This window comes from Lelliottia jeotgali (assembly GCF_016771845.1).
Lineage (GTDB): Bacteria > Pseudomonadota > Gammaproteobacteria > Enterobacterales > Enterobacteriaceae > Enterobacter > Enterobacter jeotgali.
The window spans coordinates 24089-40000 of record NZ_JAENMQ010000004.1 but is presented as its reverse complement, the minus strand read 5'-3'; the positions used below and the strand labels follow the sequence as shown (position 1 = coordinate 40000).

Below are 15912 nucleotides of genomic sequence, written 5' to 3'. Positions count from 1 at the left end.
AAGCCCCTCTCTGCATACAGCAATAATGGATAGACCCTGTTAAGTATAGGCCTTTAATGCTGGGTAATTTCCACCTGATGATGATTCCCGTCATCCACGAGTGGAATCTGATCATCCGGGAGCTGCACGCCATCCATTGTGACCCGGTAAAGCTCGCTGCCCCTTGAAATGGAGATCTGATACTGACTGCCGCCATGCTGATACGTCATGCTGATCGACGGCCAGTGGGCAGGTAGCTGTGCATGGACAGTGATGATGTCACCGAAACGCTTAATCCCCAGTAACTCCTCGGTCAGCAGACGATACGCCCAGCCCGCCGAGCCGGTATACCAGCTCCAGCCACCGCGTCCGATATGCGGCGCGACGCTATACACATCGGCGCTCATGACGTACGGCTCGGTTTTATAGCGCTCAACGTCATCGGGAGTGAGGGCATGGTTGACGGGGTTGATCATCGACCACAGTTGCCACGCGCGTTCCGAATTGCCCATCCGCGCAAAGGCCATGACGGCCCAGATGGCACCGTGCGTGTACTGTCCGCCGTTTTCCCGCACGCCGGGCAGATAGCCCTGAATGTAGCCCGGGTTCGGCCCGTGACCGTCGAACGGCGGCGTCAGGAGTTTGATAAGCCCCGCGTCGTCATCTACCAGCAGTTTATCCAGCGACTGCATGGCACGCGCGCTGCGCTCAGGGCTGGCCGCACCAGAGAGAATCGACCAGCTTTGTGCAATGGCATCAATCCGACAGTCCTGCGAGGCTTTCGATCCCAGCGCTTCGCCGCCGTCAAAATAGCCGCGTCGATACCACTCTCCGTCCCAGGCGGAGGTTTCGAGGTTTTTCTGTAGACGGGAGGCTTCAGTGCGGCACAGTTCCGCAATCGTATCGTCCTGACGCAGTTCGGCGAGATCCGCAAAACGCTGCAAAATGTCGTACAGGAAAAAGCCCAGCCAGACGCTTTCGCCTTTTCCGTCGATGCCGACCCGGTTCATTCCGTCATTCCAGTCCCCCGCGCCCATCAGCGGCAACCCGTGCGAGCCGAACTGCAAACCATGCCGGATGGCTTTCACGCAGTGCTGCCACAGGGTTTCTTCGACGGCGCTGATGACCGGTGTATCGTAGACCGACTCTTCGCCGGGCTGGAGCAGGCGACCATCCAGATACGAAACACGCTGCTCAAGTACGCCGGTGTCGCCGGTGGTTTGCACGTAGTGACAGGTCGCCAGCGGCAGCCAGAGATAATCATCCGAGCAGCGGGTGCGCACGCCATTACCGTGAGGCGGGTGCCACCAGTGCTGCACATCGCCTTCGATAAACTGCCGTGAGGCGCAGAGCAGAATTTGCTCGCGCAGGCGTTCCGGCGCAGGGTGGCTCAGCGCCAGTGTGTCCTGCAGCTGATCGCGAAAACCAAACGCGCCGCCGGACTGATAGTAGCCGCTGCGAGCCATCAAACGACAGGCCACCGTCTGATACAGCAGCCAGCCGTTGGTGAGTAAATTGACGGAGGTATCAGGCGTGTGGACGACGATTTTATCAAGTACGCTGTGCCAGTAACGGTGTACGCGACTGAGCTCCTCGCGGGCGGCATCTTCATTCAAGTATCGCGCGAGAAGCGTCTGTGCTTCGACCGCGTCTTCGCCAACGCCCAGCACAAATATAAAGGTCTTCTGATCGCCATCGATCAGTGTGACGGCAGATTGCACCGCACCACAGGGGTCAAGCCCTGCACCTGTTTTGTCCGACAACCAGCGCAGATGCATAGCCGCCGGGTTTTGCAGGGAACCGTTGCGACCGAGAAACTCGCGGCGGTCGCCCGTCAGGGAGCAGTGCGCACCCGTCACGGCGAAAAAGGCGGTGCGCCCGGCACCGTTGCTGCCGTAAAAGTTATTCGCCATCACGCCGCAGCCGTCCGCAACGCTGGCCGCATGGGTCACGATGTGCAGCGCCGATGAGGTGCGAGACTCGCCGAGCGTCCACTCCACATAGCCTGTCGCGGAGAGTTTTCGCGTCCTCCCGGAGTTATTGCTGATCGTCAGGATCGCCAGTTTGACCGGCGCCTCTTCGGCGACCAGCACCGTCAGTTCGCTGTCGATGCCGCTCTCTCGATGGGCAAACACGCTGTAGCCGAAGCCGTGGCGAGACAGATAATCCCCCTGACCGCGCACCGGTAAGGTGGTCGGTGACCAGCACGCGCCGCTCTCTTCGTCACGCAGATAAAACACTTCACCACCGCGATCGCTGACGGGGTCGTTTTCCCACGGCGTTAAGCGATATTCGTGGGCGTTTTCATACCAGCTGTAGGCTTGCCCGGCCTCGGACAACACGCTGCCGAAGCGGGCGTTAGCCAGCACGTTTGACCACGGAGCGGGTGTCGGTTCATTTTCCCGCAACACAATCTGGTACTCGCGACCGTCCTGCGAAAACCCGCCGTGACCGTTGAAATGCAGGAGTTTATCGGTATTCGGCGTCCAGGGAATGTGCAGATTGATGCCCGGAACGCTGTGAGCAACGAAGGGTCTTGGAACCGTTTTTAACGCGTGCAGGCGCTGATCGAGCTGTTCGTTCAGCCCGCCCGCGCGGTCATCCAGACACAGATGCGCCACACTTTGCAGCAGCAGTTTGTCCTCGGCGGAAAGATGTTCGCCGTTACGGACAAAAATCCCACCCGATTTATCCAACAGGCTGGCCTCAGACCCGGCATAAATCAGATCCATGATGTGATTTTGCAATGCTTGCTGATAGCCGCCGGGGCTGTCGTTGAGGATCACTAAATCCGCACCCAGCCCTTTGAGGCGCCAGTAGCGGTGCGCCTGAATCAAAGTGGTAATGGACAGAATACTCTCTTCGTTGCTGATGATGAGCAGCACGATCGGCAAGTCGCCGGAAATCGCCCAGCCCCACAGGCCGGACTGACCGCGCCGGTTGCGGCTGATGGCCTGTCCGTCGGCCCGCAACTCCTGGCACGGATAAAGAATGGCCCCGGCGAGACGGTTAAACAGCGCGGCGTCATCTTCGTTGGCGTTAATCTGGCGCAACACCACCAGGCTGTGCGACCAGGCAAGTTCAAATACGCGGTCGGCGATAGGGTGATCGCGATATTTTTCCAGCAGCGCCAGGCTGAGCTGGCGGTTTTCGCTCACGCCATACAGGATATCGACGGTGACCGGGAGGCCGGGTTGCAGGGTGATGGTCTGGCGGATCGCCAGCATCGGGTCCAGCACGGAGCCGGAGCTGTTACTGAGCGGCCCGCTTTGCCCGGCTGCCTGTGCATCCGCTGGCGTCCTGCCACGTCCGAGGAACTTCGCCCGGTCAGTTTCAAACGAGACGCTTTGACTGCTGCCATGCACCACCATCATGTGGAATAACCAGGGGCTCTTTTCGTCTGGTGCCCGCGTGCGGCGGTGGCACAAAATGGCGTTCTGCGCGGGGACTAGCTCCGTCTGGATAAACAGATTACTGAACGTCGGGTGCGCCAGATCGCTGGTGGCTGGGGCCAGCACGACCTCGGCGTAGGTGGTCAGTTCAATGGTGCGCGGCTGACGCCCGCGATGCAGAAGGGTGACGCGCCGCAGTTCGATATCGTCTTCCGGCGACACCACCACCTGCGTTTTGACGTTCAGGGAGCCGAACGTGCGTTTAAATTCTGCGCCCGCATCGGTAAAGATCACTTCGTCGTTGCTGTCTGTTTCGCCGGCCGGTTGCCAGGTATTGCTCCAGATGTCGCCCGATTGCAGATCGCGGATGTAGCAGAAAGCGCCCCAGTTATCGCGGGTGGTATCGCTGCGCCAGCGGGTGAGGGCCAGGTCGTTCCAGCGGCTGTAACTCCCGCCGGTGTGGGTCATCATCAGATGGTAATGGCTGTTGGAAAGCAGTTGCACCTCTGGGATCAGGCTGTCGGCAGCGGTGAAAATACGCGGTTCGTAGCGGACAGGTTTAACGCGCCCTTCGTGAGACTCAAAGTGACGGCGCGGGCTGTAGAGATCGACCGCATCAGGCACGCGTTCCTGTAACAGCAGGCTCGCGGACTGGAAGGCGGTGCTGGCCATAAACCGGTCGGCCATTGGCGCATCGAGCAGGACGTGCGCCAGCGCCTGGAATGCCATCCCCTGATGGTGCGCCATCCACGACTGCACCACGGCGTAAAGCTGACCAGTGGCGAGGCGCGACGGCGTATAGTCGAGCGCTTCATAGAAACCAAACTCGCCGCGCGCGCCGTTTTTCTCCAGACGGGCCAGATTGTCACAGGCTTTTTGTGGGGCAATCATCAGCGCAAGCAGCGTAGCGTAAGGAGCGACAACCATATCGTCCGCCAGGCCGCGACGCAGGCCAAGGCCCGGAACACCAAAGGCCTGATACTGATAATTCTGCTGAACATCAAACGCATGGTAGCCAGATTCCGACACGCCCCACGGCACGCCGCGCTCTTTGCCCCAGTGTATCTGGCGCGTTACGGCTGACTGGCTCATTTCATCGAGCAGGCTGCCGGGCCAGGTGGGCATCACCAGATTCGGCATCAGGTATTCAAACATCGAACCGCTCCAGGACATCAGGGCGGTGTCGCGATCGATGGTGGTAAACAGCCTTCCCAGCGCGTACCAGCTTTTCAGTGGCAGCTGGTTGGTGGCGATGGCGATAAAACTGGTCAGGCGAATTTCAGAGGGCAGCAGGTCGTAATGGCTTTTATCCAGCATATTGCTGTCGCAGTTGTAGCCGATGCTGAGCAGGCTGGTCACTTCGCTGTACAGGAAGGTGAAATCCATCCGTGCGTGCTCATTCAGCCGCTGTTCCAGTTCGGTAATGATATCCAGGCGCATACGCGCCAGGGCAATCGCCGAGGCGGACGGCGTGCCTTCCCCGCTGTGTTTAGCAGTAGCCAGCCAGCTCAGGGACGGCAGCGTCTGCGAGTCCCAGGCGGGCGTGATCCAGCCAAGGAGATGCGACCACTCGTGGCACATCATCACCAGTTGGCGCTGTAAATGCTCGATCCAGCGCAGGGTGAGTGTGTTGTCCTGATGACAGAGCGTGGTCAGGTGATTGCTTTGGGTACGCATCTGTTTCAATTCGATAAACAGCTGCGCGGGCGACAACGAAACGGCGCTAAGACAGTGTTTACGCAACAGCCGCAAACCCGTGGGGGCGTTCTGCCCCCAGTGTTTCTCCAGAATCCCCAGCGTGTCGTTCAGCCCGGCCAGCACCTGGACGCTGTTTAATACCGGCTGATTGCGCATCGCCGACAGCCCTTCGCGCAGGGTCAGCAGATGGCCCGCCATATTGCCGCTGTCGACGCTGGATACATAGCGCGGACTAAGCGGGGCGAGGGTCTGCGTGTCGTACCAGTTATACAAATGCCCGCGGAAATGCTCCATTTTATCGAGCGTATCCAGGGTCAGCGTCACGCGCTGTAACACTTCGCCAGACGGAAGATAGCCAAAGTCCCAGGCGGTCAGATTCGCCATCAGCGACAGGCCAATGTTCGTCGGCGACGTTCGATGGGCAATCACCGGGTGCGGGATCTCCTGATAGTTATCCGGCGGCAGCCAGTTCTCTTTCGCGATGACAAAGGTTTCGAAAAAGGCCCAGATTTCACGGCTCGTCTGGCGCAGTAACTGCTTCTGCTCTTTGTTCGGTGAAAACACGCTGCGGGCGGGCGAGCGACTCATCCAGCTCAGCAGCAGCGGCGTCAGGCACCACAGCAAACTGACCGGCAGCGCGATGAACGAAAACAGCGGTGCGATATGCGCGGTCAGAACGGTGAGCGCCACGCCGGTGGCGACATTCATCCACATCGCCCGGTAAAAGCGGATGGGGGAGGTTTTTTCCCGATCGTTGTCGGGGCTGTAGCTGGCCCACTGGCTTAGGTTGCGTTGGCTGAATCCCAGACGCCAGAGCGTCACGGCAATCGCATACAGAGAATATCCTGCCTCATGAGGCAGGATGGCGAAATTCATCCCGACGCGGGAAAGGCGTTTCAGCGCCCCGGTGGCGACCAGCAGCAGATGCTGCACAACAGGGCGACGGGTCGGTTTGTTAAGCAGATCCCAGGCGACCGCCAGCCCGGTGGGCAGGAGCCACACCAGTACCAGCACACCCAGCCAGTAAAACGGATTCGGCACCCACAGCAGGGTGCAAAACAGCAGCGCTAACAGGGATGGAGCGACCAGGCTGCGGCGCAGGTTATCGAATAATTTCCAGTACGACAGAGCGGAGAGCGGGTTTTTATCGCGTGTGCCATCCGCTTTTCTGACGCGCGGTTTGAGCCAGTTCAGCAACTGCCAGTCGCCGCGGATCCAGCGGGTCCGGCGTGCAACATCGGAGAGATAGTTGTTCGGGTACTGCTCGTAGAGCAGCACTTCGCTCAGCAGCCCCGAGCGGGCGTAACATCCTTCCAGCAAATCATGGCTGAGGACCAGGTTTTCCGGGCAGGTGTTGTGCGTGGCCTGCACAAAAATATCGACATCGTAAATGCCTTTCCCGACAAACGATCCTTCGTTGAACAGATCCTGATAGATATCAGACGACATCATCGAATAGGGGTTATTTCCGGCGATGCTGCTGCACATGGCGGCATAGCGCCCCTGTCCGTTGCGCGGCATCTCTTCGGCCAGCCCCGGTTGCAGAATGCCGTAGCCTTTCACCACGCGCTGGCGGGCGGCGTCATATTCCGGTTTGTTCAGTGGGTGCGCCATGGTGGCGACCAGCTTATGCGCCGTATCGCGTGGCAGAAGGGTGTCGCTGTCGAGAGTGACTACGTACTTGATCCGCTCCGGCAGCTGGTGCGCAGGCAGGTCGGCGACGCTGGAAAATTGTTTGTCCGGCTGGCGTAACCAGCTGTTCAGCAGCGCCAGTTTCCCGCGTTTGCGTTCATAACCCATCCACACGCCCTGCGGCGGGTTCCATTCGGGGGCGCGGTGGAGCAGATAAAAACGCGGGCGGCTGGCCGGATAGCGCCGGTTGAGATCCTGCGTCAGCGACATGGCCTGGTCGAGCAGGGCCGTGTTTTGCGAAGAGGATTCATTCGCCGAATCGGTAAAGTCCGTCAACAGAGCGAAGCACAGATGCTCGCTCTGATTGCCCAGCCAGCATACTTCCAGACTGGCGATCAGCTTGCTGAACCCGTCGGGGCTGGTGAGCAGGCAGGGGATCACCACCATGGTGGCGGAATCAGCCGGAATACCGCTGGAATAATCCATCCGCGGCAGCGGGCGTGGGGTGCGAAAACGGGTGGTCGCCTCGCTGAGCAGATCGCTGGCGAGCTGACTGAGCACAATAATCAACGGGATTGCGAGGAGGATCAGCAGCCAGCCCAGGCCTTGCTGCGCGGTGTGGTGCAGGATTTCAGCGGTAGCTGCGGTGGTCAACAGGCTCAGGCTACCGAGCCAGGACATCAACGGGATCTGGTTGAAACTGTGCCGCAGGCGGATGAGCCGTGAGGCATCGGCGGATAGCAGGATTTCCAACTGCTGACGCCCTTCGCCCATCAGGTAATAGCCAATATGGGCGCCCGGCGTGTCGGGGGCGTTTTCACCGGCCAGCGCCAGCACGCGGCGGGCCACTTCCGGCTCGCTGAAATGGCTGTCTCGCGCCAGAAGTTCAATCACGTGGCGATAGTGATCGCGCGTATCGAAGTGCATCAGCGGGTAAATCCCGGCCGGATCCTGGCGCAGCGTCTGTTCAACCACGCTCATGGCCTCGGCAAAGTCTGCCCAGTTAGTTTCACTCAGCAAGCGCAGGCCCGCGATGCTGTTGCTTACGGAAAGCTGGCTGGCGGCTAACTGCTGATTGAATCGGTGAATGAGGGTATCCGTGGTCACGCCCTGTTCAGTCAGGCGCTGTTCGATCCAAGTCAGGGGCAGCGCCAGCATATTGCCGCGTCCCTGCAGACGACGCACCAGTTCCGCCACAAAGGCGCTGCTTAACGGTGGGCGCGAGCGTGCCATATCGGCGATCACCATGATCAGCTCGGCGGGCGTGTTCTCTGCGCACTCGAAAATGCGTGTGACCCAACTGTCCGCCAGATTGCGTTCCTGCTGGGCTTTGACAACGTCGATACTGACCCGACGCAGGTTTTCGATTAGCGCCAGACGCATCATGCCCGGCAACGCCCAGACTTCGCCCAGCGTCAGCGGCGTTTCCTGCTGATAAGCCGTGATGTAGCTGGTCAGATTCGCGGCGTCCCAGCGCCCGTCACCGTGGGCGATGGCTTCGGCGGCGATATCATAGATGCGCGGACAATCATGCGGCGAAGCCAGCGCCGGAAGCCCTTTGCCGAAATTCTTCGGCAGGTGCTGGCGCACGATGCGGATCTGCTCCTCGATCAGGTAGTAGTTATCCAGCAGCCATTCTCCGGCGGGCATGATGCTCGCTTTTTTTCCGGCATTGAGGACGTAGCAGTTTTGTGTAATCACCGTCTCATTGTCATCGAGGCGTTTGAGCAGGTAATAGGGCAGCTTATTCGGGGATAACTTGTGCGAGCGGGCCAGTTTTTGTCCGTATCGTGCCATCTGGGCCGTCGAAAATAGCTCAGCTTTAAAACTGTTTTCTGCTGCAGGTTCGTGGCCCAAAAGGGCAGGAGCCAGCGCAGGGGGCAACGAACGGGAGCCACTCCGCCACTTCTTAAGGTTCATTTTCATAGCGATGCTCTGGTGCGACGTGAACGCGCAGGAGCAGTTGCGAAATCAGATCAGAAACGTTCTCTCAGGATGGGTGTGGGGCATCAGGGATTTAACAGCTGCTGGAATCTTACTTAAGTATAGAACACCGATTTTGCGCCAGAACGCGCGTGGGGATCAGCGCGGCGCAACAAACAGCGCTTTACAGCCTGGGCACAGCATCGCCTGTTTCAGACGGATTTTAGATGTTGGGTGTGAGGATTTGAGCCCACAGTGCGGGCAGGTGACGGTGGTGGTCGATGCTCCACCGATGAGCTTCATTGCGTAATCGAGAAGAGACATGATGATTAACCTTTCAATGAATGAGCTTCATCTTAGCACGAAGTGTTCAAATACTATGCAAGGTATCGCATTTCCCCTTTGCAGGAATTTACCCGCTGTGTGGCTGACCTGACAAAGCGGTTGCCAAATAAGGTCTATTATTAGAGACAGTTACTTACCTGGGAGGCGAAAGGATGAACAAGGTTGCTCAATTTTACCGCGAACTGGTTGCCACACTCACGGAACGCCTGCGTAACGGCGAACGTGATATCGATGCTCTTGTCGAACAGGCACGGGCGCGCGTCGTGCAAACGGGTGAGTTAACGCGGACTGAAGTAGAAGAGGTGACGCGGGCTGTGCGCCGCGATCTGGAAGAGTTTGCGCGGAGCTACGAAGAGAGCCAGGACGAGGTCACCGACAGTGTATTTATGCGGGTGATTAAAGAGAGTCTGTGGCAGGAGCTGGCGGATATTACGGATAAAACCCAGCTGGAGTGGCGCGAAGTTTTCCAGGATTTGAATCATCACGGCGTGTATCACAGCGGCGAGGTGGTAGGGCTGGGGAATCTGGTGTGTGAGAACTGCCATTTCCATCTGGCGGTGTATACGCCTGACGTCCTGCCGCGCTGCCCAAAATGCGGGCACGACCAGTTCCAGAGAAGGCCGTTTGAGCCGTGATTTTCCACCCTCACCCTAACCCTCTCCCTGAGGGAGAGGGGATCAGATCGGCGTGGTTTTCTCCCTCTCCCTGTGGGAGAGGGCCGGGGTGAGGGCACCAGACCGCACTAGTTATAAAACTTCAACCGTTCTGCGATTAAATCTACAAACGCTTCCCGGTCGACATCCACCATCAGCGTGGTATTTGGCGTATTGCCGGTCAGGGAGTAGTAATCCACGACCGTCATCCCCTGGGTATATTTCCCCTGCGTCTCTACGCCGACCCAGCGATTCACCGTGGTAAAAATCTCCGGTTTTAGCAGCCAGGCGACAGTGCAGGGATCGTGCAGCGGCGCGCCGTGGAATCCCCATTTCTCGGTTTTATGGTATTCCATAAAGAAGTCGAGCAGCTCGGCGACGGTGGTCGCGACAGGATTGCCGATGGCGCGAAAACGCTCAATATCTTCCGCCATGATCTGCGCCCGGTGGGTGACATCCAGACCGGCCATTACAATTGGTATGCCCGACTGGAAGACAATCTCTGCGGCTTCCGGGTCGACGAAAATGTTGAACTCCGCCGCTGGCGTCCAGTTCCCCAGCCCCATCGCACCGCCCATGATAACGATCCGCGCGATCTTCGCGTGCAGTTCCGGGTGGCTGTTGAGCAGCAGCGCGACGTTAGTTTGCGGGCCCGTTGCCACCAGCGTCACCGGCTCGCGGCTGTCGCGCAGCACTTTCGCCATCAGCTCAACGGCAGTGCAATCCTGCGGTTTAAAGCCCGGTTCAGGCAGCGCGGGGCCATCCAGGCCGCTTTCGCCGTGAACGTTATCGGCGATGATCAGATCGCGCATCAACGGTTTTACCGCACCGCCCGCCACCGGAATATCCGTACGTTTAAGCAGCGTTAACATGCGCAAAACGTTACGCAGGGTTTTATCCGGCGTCTGGTTGCCGGCAGAAGAGGTGACCGCTTTGAGGTCTAATTCCGGTGACGCGAGGGCAAGGACCAGAGCGATGGCGTCATCATGACCGGGATCGCAATCGAGAATGATTGGCTGTGGCATAGCAAGCTCCATTTTTGGCGTTATTTTGTGACAAGGTTAACGCTGCAAGATGAAGCAGACGAGAAGCAGAGACGTAAAGCGTGAAGTGGTGCGCAATCCGAAGATTACGCACCGTATTGATTAATGCAGGATTTTGGCGAGGAAGTCTTTGGCGCGGTCGGACTGCGGGTTGGCGAAGAAATCTTCTTTCGGCGAATCTTCGACAATTTTGCCTTCGTCCATAAAGATCACGCGGTTGGCGACTTTGCGGGCGAAGCCCATTTCGTGCGTCACCACCATCATGGTCATCCCTTCGTGCGCCAGTTCAACCATAACGTCCAGCACTTCGTTGATCATTTCTGGGTCGAGCGCGGAAGTTGGCTCATCGAACAGCATAGCAATCGGGTCCATACAGAGCGCACGCGCAATCGCCACGCGCTGCTGCTGGCCACCGGAAAGCTGCGCCGGGAACTTATCAGCATGAGCCGACAGCCCAACGCGTTCCAGCAGTTTTAAGCCCTTATCACGCGAGGCTTTTTTGTCGCGTTTCAGCACTTTTACCTGCGCCAGCGTCAGGTTTTCAATAATCGACAGGTGCGGGAACAGCTCGAAGTGCTGGAACACCATCCCAACGTGGGAACGCAGCTTTGCCAGATCGGTTTTTTTGTCGTTCACTTTGGTGCCATCGACCACGATCTCGCCTTGCTGCACGGGTTCAAGGCCATTGACGGTTTTAATCAGCGTCGATTTACCGGAGCCGGAAGGGCCACACACAACGACCACCTCGCCTTTTTTCACTTCGGTTGAGCAGTCGGTCAGCACCTGAAAGTGCCCATACCATTTAGAAACATTTTTCAGGGAAATCATGAGACCGTCCTTTTCTTCAGCCAGGTCACCAACAGCGACGCGCTTAAACTAATTGCAAAATAAACTGCACCTGCGAACAGGATCATCTCGACCTGCGTACCGTCACGCTCACCGATAGTGGAGGCGGTGCGGAAGAAGTCCGCCAGACTCAGCACATACACCAGCGATGTATCCTGGAAGAGAACGATACCCTGCGTCAGCAGCAGCGGGACCATAGCGCGAAACGCCTGTGGCAGAATAATGAGCTTCATCGACTGCCAGTGGGTCATGCCTAGCGCCAACGCCGCGCTCGATTGTCCGCGGGAGATACTCTGAATACCCGCGCGAATAATTTCTGAATAGTAAGCGGCCTCAAACATCGAGAACGCCACCATCGCCGAGATCAGGCGGATATCCGTTTTAGGCGACAGTCCCAGTACGTTTTGCAGCAGGCCAGGAACAATCAGATAAAACCACAGCAGCACCATGACCAGCGGAATGGAGCGAAAAACGTTGACGTAGGCGGTCGCGAACCAGGCGAAAGGCTTGAAGCTCGACAGGCGCATGACGGCGAGGATCGTGCCCCAGACAATGCCAATGACGATAGCAATGGCGGTGATTTTTAAGGTGATGACCAGCCCATCAAGCAGATAGGGCATGGCAGGAACAATGGAACTCCAGTCAAACTCGTACATTATTTGCCCCCCAGATTGCCCGGCAGGCGAGTTTTACGTTCAACCAGGTTCATCACCAGCATGATGAATGCGTTAATCAAGACATACGCCACGGTGATGGCAGTGAAGGATTCCCACGCGTGTGCGGAGTAATCCAGCAGCTTGCCCGCCTGCGCCGCCATATCGACCAGACCGATGGTGGAGGCGATGGCCGAGTTTTTCACCAGGTTCATCATCTCGGAGGTCATCGGCGGAACGATCACGCGATAGGCGTTCGGCAGCAGCACGTAGCGGTAGCTTTGCGGCAGCGTCAGGCCCATTGCCAGCGCGGCGTTTTTTTGCCCGCGCGGCAGAGACTGAATCGCGGCACGCACCTGCTCGCAGACGCGCGCAGCAGTGAACAGCCCAAGGCACAGCATCGAGGAGACAAAGAACTGAATGTTCGGGTCCAGCTCCGATTTAAACCACATACCGAGATTTTCCGGCAGCAGTTCAGGAACGACCAGATACCAGGTAAAGAATTGCACGATTAACGGAACGTTACGGAACAGTTCGACGTACAGCGTGCCGAGCATAGAGAGAAAACGGTTGGGGACGGTACGTAAAATACCGAACAGCGAACCGACCAGAAACGCGATAATCCAGGCCGTTATCGATAACGCGACGGTGACCTGAAAGCCGCTCCACAGCCAGCCTAAATAGGTGGTGTTGCCGAACGGGGCCTGTTGCAGAAAAATGCCCCAGTTCCAGTCTATTGACATAATAAACTCCAGAAAAAAAAGGGTAGCAGCGCTACCCTCGAAGATTGGTGAGAAGCTCAATGTTCGCGCTGAGTGGGGAACGACCACTCAACGTATAGTCTGTCCGCGCTTCCCGACAATCGAGAGGGCAGGAGATCCCGCCCCTTAATGGTTCTAATTAGTTAAGTGCTTTGTCGTTAGGTTCTTTAAACAGGGCTTTCATGTCGTCAGACAGTTCAAAGTTCATGTTGAGATTTTTTGGTGGAATCGGATTCTTGAACCACTTATCGAACCATTTTTCCGCTTCGCCGGAGGTCTGTACCTGAGCGATGGTGTCATCGATCAGTTTTTTGAAGCCTGCGTCGTCTTTACGCAGCATACAGCCGTACGCTTCTTTCGACTGCGCCGTGCCGACGATTTCCCAGTTGTCTGGTTTCTTCGCTTTCGCACGTTCACCCGCCAGCAGCGCGTCATCCATCATAAATGCCACCGCGCGGCCGCTTTCCAGAGTACGGAAAGAGTCACCGTGGTCTTTGGCGCTGATGATGCGCATATCCAGTTTCTTCTCGTCGTTCAGCTTGTGCAGCAGCACTTCAGAGGTGGTACCGGAAGTCACAACGACCGCTTTGCCTTTCAGGTCTGCGAAGTCTTTAATCTCGCCGCCTTTTTTGGTCAGCAGACGCGTACCAACCACGAAGATGGTGTCGGAGAAGGCCGCTTGTTTCTGACGTTCGAGGTTGTTAGTGGTGGAGCCACACTCAAAATCGAAGGTGCCGTTTTGCAGCAGGGGAATACGGTTTTGCGACGTAATTGGAATTAGCTTCACCTGCAGATCAGGTTTGTTGAGCTTCTTCTTGACCGCTTCTACGATCGCGTTGGAGTAGTCCTGAGAGTAGCCTACGACTTTTTGCGTGTTGTCGTAGTATGAGAACGGGACGGAAGATTCACGGTGGCCGACCACGATCACGCCATTTTTGGCAATCTTGTCGAGAGTGCTCCCGGCAGCCGGTGCGTCTTCAGCGTGAACGACGCCTGCGGACACGCCCATTACCAGCATTGCTGTGGCCAGTTTACGTAATTGCATACCCAACTCCTTTATTATCTGCGCCAATGACGCATTGATACCCATTGTGATGTTGTTATATCTCGCGCGATGCGAGTGCAGTGTTATGCAAGCTTGTTAACATTTAGTCTGGCTTAATGTAAAGATTTTGCTGCGTTATTGTTTATTTTTGCGAAGCGCGCCGCACCATTCAGAGGCAAAAATATCTCGTTGCACCTTTTGGGTGCTACCGATGAACTGCGATGGTGCGACAAAGTTGCACGTTAAGCCAAACCACTGTATCTGTGATTTAACAAAGCAATAGGCGTGCCAGAAATGGAATTTGAGAGGGGATTTGCCGGGTGACGGCTGTGCCTTACCCGGCCCACGGGGATGGGTTTTGCAGGCCCGGCAAGCGAAGCGCCGCCGGGCAGAAAGGACTATCTACGACGCTGACGAAGGCTCATCAGCAGTGCGCCAAAACCAAACAGCGCGGTCAGAATCCACAGCGGCCAGTTGCCGGTGCGAGCATACGGCGTCAGGCCCGTCGTTGGCGTGACTTTGGTGGTCAACACCGCGCGGGTGAACTGCGGGAGCATCGCCTGGATTTCGCCTTTCGGACCAATCACCGCCGTAATCCCGTTGTTGGTGCTGCGCAGCAGCGGACGTGCCAGCTCAAGCGAGCGCATGCGTGCCATCTGGAAGTGCTGCCACGGGCCGATCGACTTACCAAACCAGGCGTCGTTGGAGATGGTCAGCAGATAATCCGTATCCGGACGGAAGTTATCGCGCACCTGCTCGCCCAGGATGATTTCGTAGCAGATCGCCGGCGTCAGTGCAAAACCGTGCGCATGAAGCTGCGGCTGAACGTAGGAACCCCGGCTAAAGGACGACATCGGCAAGTCGAAGAACGGTGCCAGCGGGCGCAGAATCGATTCCAGCGGTACAAACTCACCAAAAGGAACAAGGTGATTTTTGTTGTAGCGATTCGCCGATTCGTAGCTGTACGGATTGTCTTTTCCGAGCGTGATAATGGTGTTGTAAGTGTCGTAACGGTTCTGCTGGTTCAGACGCGCATCGACAATCCCGGTGATCAGCGTGCTGTTTTTGGCGCGCAGGAGATCGTCCATCATGCTCAGGAAACGCTGCTGATTGATTTCCAGATCCGGAATCGCAGACTCCGGCCAGATGATCAGGCTGGATTTACCCATCTCTTTTTGCGTCGCATCAAGATAGATTTTCAGCGTATTAACCAGCTGGTTCTCATCCCATTTCAGCGATTGTGCAATGTCTCCCTGCACCATCGACACCTGCGTCGCGCGTTCCGGCTCCAGGGTAAACCACTGGATAAAGCGCAGTGGGAAGGGAAGGGCGAACAGTACAACGGCGGCGACCAGCGGTTTCCAGTTTCGCTGAACCAGCGCCAACACCAGCAGGCCGCTCACCACCATCAGCAGGAAGTTGATCGCCTCCACACCCATCACCGGGGCCAGGCCTTTCAGCGGGCCATCAATCTGGCTGTAGCCGAACTGCAGCCACGGGAAGCCGGTTAGCACCCAGCCGCGCAGGAATTCGGTAATTTGCCAGACCACGGGAGCGGCAATAGCGACGCGCAGCCAGGTGGTTTTCGGCCACAGGCGCGACAGAATGCCCGCAAACAGACCCGTATACAGCGAGAGATACGCAGCCAGCAGCACCACCAGGAAGACGTTCACCGGGCCAGGCATTCCGCCAAACTGCGCGATACTGACGTACACCCAGTTAATGCCGGAACCAAACAGGCCCAGACCCCAGAAGTAGCCGATAGCCGCAGCCTGAACCGGGCGACGATTCAGCGTCAGCCCTTGCAGCCCCATCAAAGAGAGAAGGGCAGCAGGCCAGATATCATAAGGAGAAAAAGCCAGCGTTCCGCTGGCTCCGAGCAACAGCGCCAGCAGCAAACGGACGCGCTGGCGTTCAAGTAATGGGGCAAATGCCATTTACA

General features: G+C 57.4%; 9 protein-coding genes. 1 reads left to right on the top strand and 8 read right to left on the bottom strand.

The features are described 5' to 3' along the window. Nucleotides 1–53: 53 nt before the first annotated feature. Both JBO43_RS10975 and JBO43_RS10970 read right to left on the bottom strand, forming a co-directional pair. Nucleotides 54–8627: a GH36-type glycosyl hydrolase domain-containing protein gene (locus tag JBO43_RS10975; RefSeq protein ID WP_202674296.1), complete on the bottom strand. Its 8574-nt coding sequence runs from the start codon at nt 8625–8627 to the stop codon at nt 54–56. Nucleotides 8628–8783: 156 nt separating this feature from the next. Continuing rightward, the gene (locus JBO43_RS10970; protein ID WP_164971751.1) at nt 8784–8948 is read right to left on the bottom strand and encodes a YnfU family zinc-binding protein; all 165 of its coding nucleotides are present in this window, start codon (nt 8946–8948) and stop codon (nt 8784–8786) included. Nucleotides 8949–9121: 173 nt separating this feature from the next. Between JBO43_RS10970 and JBO43_RS10965 the strand changes: the two genes are divergently transcribed. After that, nucleotides 9122–9604, top strand: a complete 483-nt coding sequence (locus JBO43_RS10965) for a zinc ribbon-containing protein (protein ID WP_095281227.1) — start codon at nt 9122–9124, stop codon at nt 9602–9604. Nucleotides 9605–9711: 107 nt separating this feature from the next. Here the strand turns inward: JBO43_RS10965 and rihA are convergent, their stop codons facing one another. From rihA to lnt, 6 genes are all read right to left on the bottom strand, one after another. Then, nucleotides 9712–10647 carry a pyrimidine-specific ribonucleoside hydrolase RihA gene (rihA, locus tag JBO43_RS10960; RefSeq protein WP_202674295.1) on the bottom strand — a complete coding sequence of 312 codons (936 nt, stop codon included), beginning with the start codon at nt 10645–10647 and terminating at the stop codon, nt 9712–9714. Between the two features lie 120 nt (nt 10648–10767). Continuing rightward, nucleotides 10768–11493, bottom strand: coding sequence for an amino acid ABC transporter ATP-binding protein (locus tag JBO43_RS10955; RefSeq protein WP_095281229.1), 726 nt, complete (start codon nt 11491–11493; stop codon nt 10768–10770). Beyond that, nucleotides 11490–12167, bottom strand: coding sequence for a glutamate/aspartate ABC transporter permease GltK (gene gltK, locus JBO43_RS10950; RefSeq protein ID WP_095281230.1), 678 nt, complete (start codon nt 12165–12167; stop codon nt 11490–11492). The genes JBO43_RS10955 and gltK overlap by 4 nt, the downstream gene beginning before the upstream one ends. After that, nucleotides 12167–12907, bottom strand: a complete 741-nt coding sequence (locus tag JBO43_RS10945; RefSeq protein WP_095281231.1) for an amino acid ABC transporter permease — start codon at nt 12905–12907, stop codon at nt 12167–12169. The genes gltK and JBO43_RS10945 overlap by 1 nt, the downstream gene beginning before the upstream one ends. 157 nt (nt 12908–13064) lie before the next feature. Beyond that, nucleotides 13065–13970 carry an amino acid ABC transporter substrate-binding protein gene (locus tag JBO43_RS10940; RefSeq protein ID WP_133159637.1) on the bottom strand — a complete coding sequence of 302 codons (906 nt, stop codon included), beginning with the start codon at nt 13968–13970 and terminating at the stop codon, nt 13065–13067. Nucleotides 13971–14368: 398 nt separating this feature from the next. Beyond that, the gene (lnt, locus tag JBO43_RS10935; RefSeq protein WP_095281232.1) at nt 14369–15907 is read right to left on the bottom strand and encodes an apolipoprotein N-acyltransferase; all 1539 of its coding nucleotides are present in this window, start codon (nt 15905–15907) and stop codon (nt 14369–14371) included. Between the last annotated feature and the right edge of the window lie 5 nt (nt 15908–15912).

Coding starts and splice junctions, on each gene's coding strand:
- JBO43_RS10975 (WP_202674296.1), bottom strand. CDS start 8,627: ATGAAAATGAACCTTAAGAAGTGGCGGAGTGGCTCCCGTTCGTTGCCC.
- JBO43_RS10970 (WP_164971751.1), bottom strand. CDS start 8,948: ATGTCTCTTCTCGATTACGCAATGAAGCTCATCGGTGGAGCATCGACC.
- JBO43_RS10965 (WP_095281227.1), top strand. CDS start 9,122: ATGAACAAGGTTGCTCAATTTTACCGCGAACTGGTTGCCACACTCACG.
- rihA (WP_202674295.1), bottom strand. CDS start 10,647: ATGCCACAGCCAATCATTCTCGATTGCGATCCCGGTCATGATGACGCC.
- JBO43_RS10955 (WP_095281229.1), bottom strand. CDS start 11,493: ATGATTTCCCTGAAAAATGTTTCTAAATGGTATGGGCACTTTCAGGTG.
- gltK (WP_095281230.1), bottom strand. CDS start 12,167: ATGTACGAGTTTGACTGGAGTTCCATTGTTCCTGCCATGCCCTATCTG.
- JBO43_RS10945 (WP_095281231.1), bottom strand. CDS start 12,907: ATGTCAATAGACTGGAACTGGGGCATTTTTCTGCAACAGGCCCCGTTC.
- JBO43_RS10940 (WP_133159637.1), bottom strand. CDS start 13,970: ATGCAATTACGTAAACTGGCCACAGCAATGCTGGTAATGGGCGTGTCC.
- lnt (WP_095281232.1), bottom strand. CDS start 15,907: ATGGCATTTGCCCCATTACTTGAACGCCAGCGCGTCCGTTTGCTGCTG.